This window comes from Hansschlegelia beijingensis (assembly GCF_045505405.1).
Classification (GTDB): Bacteria; Pseudomonadota; Alphaproteobacteria; order Rhizobiales; family Methylopilaceae; genus Methylopila; species Methylopila beijingensis_A.
Map to the genome: position 1 here is coordinate 1 of NZ_JBJKEX010000346.1, position 3244 is coordinate 3244.

General features: G+C 67.5%; 5 protein-coding genes and 1 pseudogene. 1 reads left to right on the forward strand and 5 read right to left on the reverse strand.

From position 1 onward, the window contains the following. From ACIKT0_RS15735 to hpt, 5 genes are all read right to left on the reverse strand, one after another. The coding region (locus ACIKT0_RS15735) for a hypothetical protein (protein ID WP_407106279.1) at window positions 1-207 on the reverse strand (207 nt) is incomplete at its 3' end. Beyond that, entirely contained in the window at window positions 204-821 is a 618-nt protein-coding gene (locus ACIKT0_RS15740) for a hypothetical protein (protein ID WP_407106280.1), read from the reverse strand. The genes ACIKT0_RS15735 and ACIKT0_RS15740, both read right to left, overlap by 4 nt. Before the next feature lie 69 nt (window positions 822-890). Continuing rightward, on the reverse strand, window positions 891-1667 hold the full coding sequence (locus ACIKT0_RS15745) for an ABC transporter permease (protein ID WP_407106282.1): 777 nt from the start codon (window positions 1665-1667) through the stop codon (window positions 891-893). A gap of 119 nt (window positions 1668-1786) precedes the next feature. After that, window positions 1787-2173 (reverse strand): response regulator, encoded by a 387-nt coding sequence (locus ACIKT0_RS15750; protein WP_407106283.1) that lies wholly within the window; start codon window positions 2171-2173, stop codon window positions 1787-1789. A gap of 12 nt (window positions 2174-2185) precedes the next feature. Further along, a complete protein-coding gene (gene hpt / locus ACIKT0_RS15755) occupies window positions 2186-2761 on the reverse strand; it encodes a hypoxanthine phosphoribosyltransferase (RefSeq protein WP_407106285.1) in 576 nt (191 codons plus the stop codon). Window positions 2762-3156: 395 nt separating this feature from the next. On the opposite strand from hpt, the pseudogene ACIKT0_RS19990 reads away from it, so the two are divergent. Further along, window positions 3157-3244 (forward strand): annotated as a pseudogene (locus ACIKT0_RS19990) (TIGR00730 family Rossman fold protein); the annotation flags it as partial.

Consider the following 3244-nt stretch of genomic DNA (forward strand, 5'->3'; position numbering starts at 1 on the left):
CGCCGCGATCGGGCGAGAAAAGAAGATCAGCACTGGCCGGGGCGAGAAAGGTTCACGCGCCGCGAGAGACGGGGCGCCCAGCAGACGCCGCGCCGCGGGATGCGCCCTCAGTCCGCCCGGAGCGGCGTTCGACAGGGTCTTCAGGATCGAACGGGCCCTGGCGCCAAGTTGTACCTCGACGCCCGTCCTGGCTCTGGTGTCGCTCATGTGCGCTTGCTTGCCCTGCCTGCGGTCAACTTTTGGTACGCCTCAGACGCAGCCTCCAACGTATCATAGAATGTTAGAGCACCTTGGTCGAGGACCAATCCTGCATCGCAATATCCTGCGACCAGATCAGGGTTCGTGGTCGCCCACACCACCCCCGCGGAGCTCAGCCGGTGCGCGATCACGCTGTCGATCTCCGCGATACGCGATCTGGCGACTCGTGGAAGGCGTTCATTGATGAAGTACCAGTCGAACTGCAAGGCGAGAGTGAGGCCAAGCGCTAGCTGCGTCCGTTCAGAGACTGTGTACCTCTTAAGCGGCTTTCCCTTCCTGAGCTTGACGCCGCTGAGCTCCGTCGCGATCGCGGCCACGTCGCCGGGATCCACGCCATAGATGTAGCTCAGGAAGTTGGCGTTCTGACGAAGGGTTCCGGCCAGGTCGAGGAACTTGCGATGGCCGAACGGCCAGCACGGCATGCCGACCCGCCGCACAGCGCCGCGGTCGGCATGCTCGACGCCCGCGAGCACGTGCAGCACGGCCCGGTTGTCGGCCCTGTCGGCGCCCAGCAGCGCGACGCGCCGGCCGGCGGGCACCGAAAGGCTGACGCCGGCGAGCATCCAGCGCTGCCGGCCCTTCGACTTCGTGCCCTTCCAGACGTCCCGTAGCTCAAGCATCCGCGCTGCCCGTCAGACGGGACGGAGCTTGTTTCCGAGGGCTCTCTCGCCAGCCAGGCCTATGAGGATGAAGCAGATCGTGACCCCGAACAGGTAGCCGAGACTGAGAGAGGCGCAAACATAGCCCGGGTAGAAGCCTTCCCGAAACCACTCGATGCAGTGCAGCAGCGGGTTCCAGAGCAGGATCTCGCGTATCCGCGGCGGAACCCTGTCGATCAGCATCGAGAAGCCCGAGGTGATGAACAGGGCCAGCATGATGATGTGCTGAAAGTGCCTCAAGCCCGGCGCCAGCGTCATGACAAGGGCCAGCATCAGAGAGAAACCGAAGGTGTAGAGCGCTGTCGCGGCGAACGCGGCGAGACAGATCAGAAGGTGGGCCGGCCGGGTCTCGAAGCCGAAGAGCGCCATGCCGGCGAGCACCACCACCATGGCGACCCCGCCGGTGGCCATCTCGAGGATCCAGGTCGCGTAGGCGGCGTCCGGCCGCTGCAGCCCCGGCAAATTCCGCTTCCGGCGAAGAAGCACGCCCGACGTGCTTTGCGCCACGGTCCGCCATGTCCGGGCGATGATCACGCCGGTCGCGAAGAATACCTCGTAGCTGCCGCCGATCGGCGGCAGACCGGACGCCTTGTCCTGGATCGCGAACTTCAGGATGAACACCCAGCAGATGGGCTCGACGATCGCCCAGATGTAGCCGGCGCGCGACGTCGCATACTTCGTGCGGATCCGCCGCAGGATCAGCGCAAAGATCGAACGCATCTGGAGAGAGAAGGACGCGGCGAGGTTCAATCGCAATTCCTTTGCGGCCCTGCGCGGTTCGCGAGCAGGACCTCATCTGCGCAAGCTCATGAGTGAAGCCGCGGCGAGGCCGAAGCCGTCTTCGGCCGGGCTCCCTCTCTGTCATGGGGTCAGGCGCTCAGGCGCTGCTCGCCTGCGTTGAGGGCGTCCGCCACCGCGTCCCGGATCTGGTTCAGCGAGAACGGCTTGGTGACGACGTCATGGATCAGGGCGTCCAGCCCTGATGCGCGCTCGCGCTGGTCCGCGTAGCCGGTCATCAGCAGGATGGTCACGGCCGGGAAGTCGCGGGCGGCCGCGAGCGCCAGGGCGATGCCGTCCATCATGGGCATCCTGATGTCCGTGAGCAGGAGGTCGAACGCGCCGTTGTCGAGGTTGAGCTTTTCGAGCGCGTCCGCGCCGTCGAAGGCCGGCGTGACCTGATGGCCGTCCATCTCGAGGGCGCGTTGGACGAAGCCGCGGACGGCGTCCTCGTCGTCGGTCAGAAGGATGCGAGCCATCCGGGGCCTCCCTCAGTTCGATTCCGCCGCGCGATCGGCGACCACGCCGACGAAAGGCAGCTGCCGGTAGGCGTGCGCGTCGTCCATGCCATAGCCGACCACGAAGCGATCCGGACAGTCGAAGCCGACGAAGTCCGCTTCGATCGGCGCGACGCGCTTCCCGGCCTTCTGCAGCAGAACGCATGTCATGGCGCGGCGCGCGCCGCGCCTCGCCATCAGATCCTTGGCGAACGCCAGGGTCCGGCCGGATTCGAGGATGTCGTCGATCAGCAGGACGTCGCGTCCGGCGACGTCGCTCTCGACGTCGTGCACGACCCGCACCGCGCCGCCCGACACCTGCTGCTCGCCGTAGCTCGAGAGCGTGATGAACTCCATTTCGGGCCTGAGCCCCACCTCATGCAGGGCGCGGATCAGGTCCGCCGCAAACACGAAGCTGCCCTTCAGCACCGCGAGCACGAGGAGACGCTGGGGCTCCGCCGCGGCGATCGCGGCCGCAAGCTCGGCGATGCGGGTCGCGATCTGCTCCGAGGAGAACAGGACGGTCACGTCCTCGGCGACCGGGGCGGGGAGGGGGCTAGCGGATGGCATGAGCGGCGAGATCCTGCCTTCCCAGGAAGCGGACTGCAACCGTGCGGCCCTCCGCGGGCGGGGAGGCCAGGCGGGCGCGGAAGGTCGTCGTCTCGCCCGGCGCGAGCTTCGCCCGGGCGGCCATGGTGGTCCAAGCATAGAGCTCGCGCCCGTCGGCGGCCAGCACCGCGACGCGTAGACGCGGGACGTCGACGGCGGTCCGGGCGAGGCTGGCGATGGATCCCTTCACGAGCAGGAGCGGCGCGCCTTCGTCGGTCAGCTCGGACGAGCTGACGTCCTGGATCGCCAGCCCTCGCACGTTGACCGGCAGGCCGACCGCCGCATAGAGCGACGCAAGCGAGGGCGCGGCGCGCACGACCGGGAGGGGAAAAAGGATCAGCGCCGCAAGCAAGGGCATGGGGGCCGTCGCCCGGGCCGCGCTCGACGCCGGCGGGCGGGTCACGGGAATCATCCCGCAGTTCCTCGTCGAGCGTGAAGTCATGC

Coding starts and splice junctions, on each gene's coding strand:
- ACIKT0_RS15740 (WP_407106280.1), bottom strand. CDS start 821: ATGCTCGCCGGCGTCAGCCTTTCGGTGCCCGCCGGCCGGCGCGTCGCG.
- ACIKT0_RS15750 (WP_407106283.1), bottom strand. CDS start 2,173: ATGGCTCGCATCCTTCTGACCGACGACGAGGACGCCGTCCGCGGCTTC.
- hpt (WP_407106285.1), bottom strand. CDS start 2,761: ATGCCATCCGCTAGCCCCCTCCCCGCCCCGGTCGCCGAGGACGTGACC.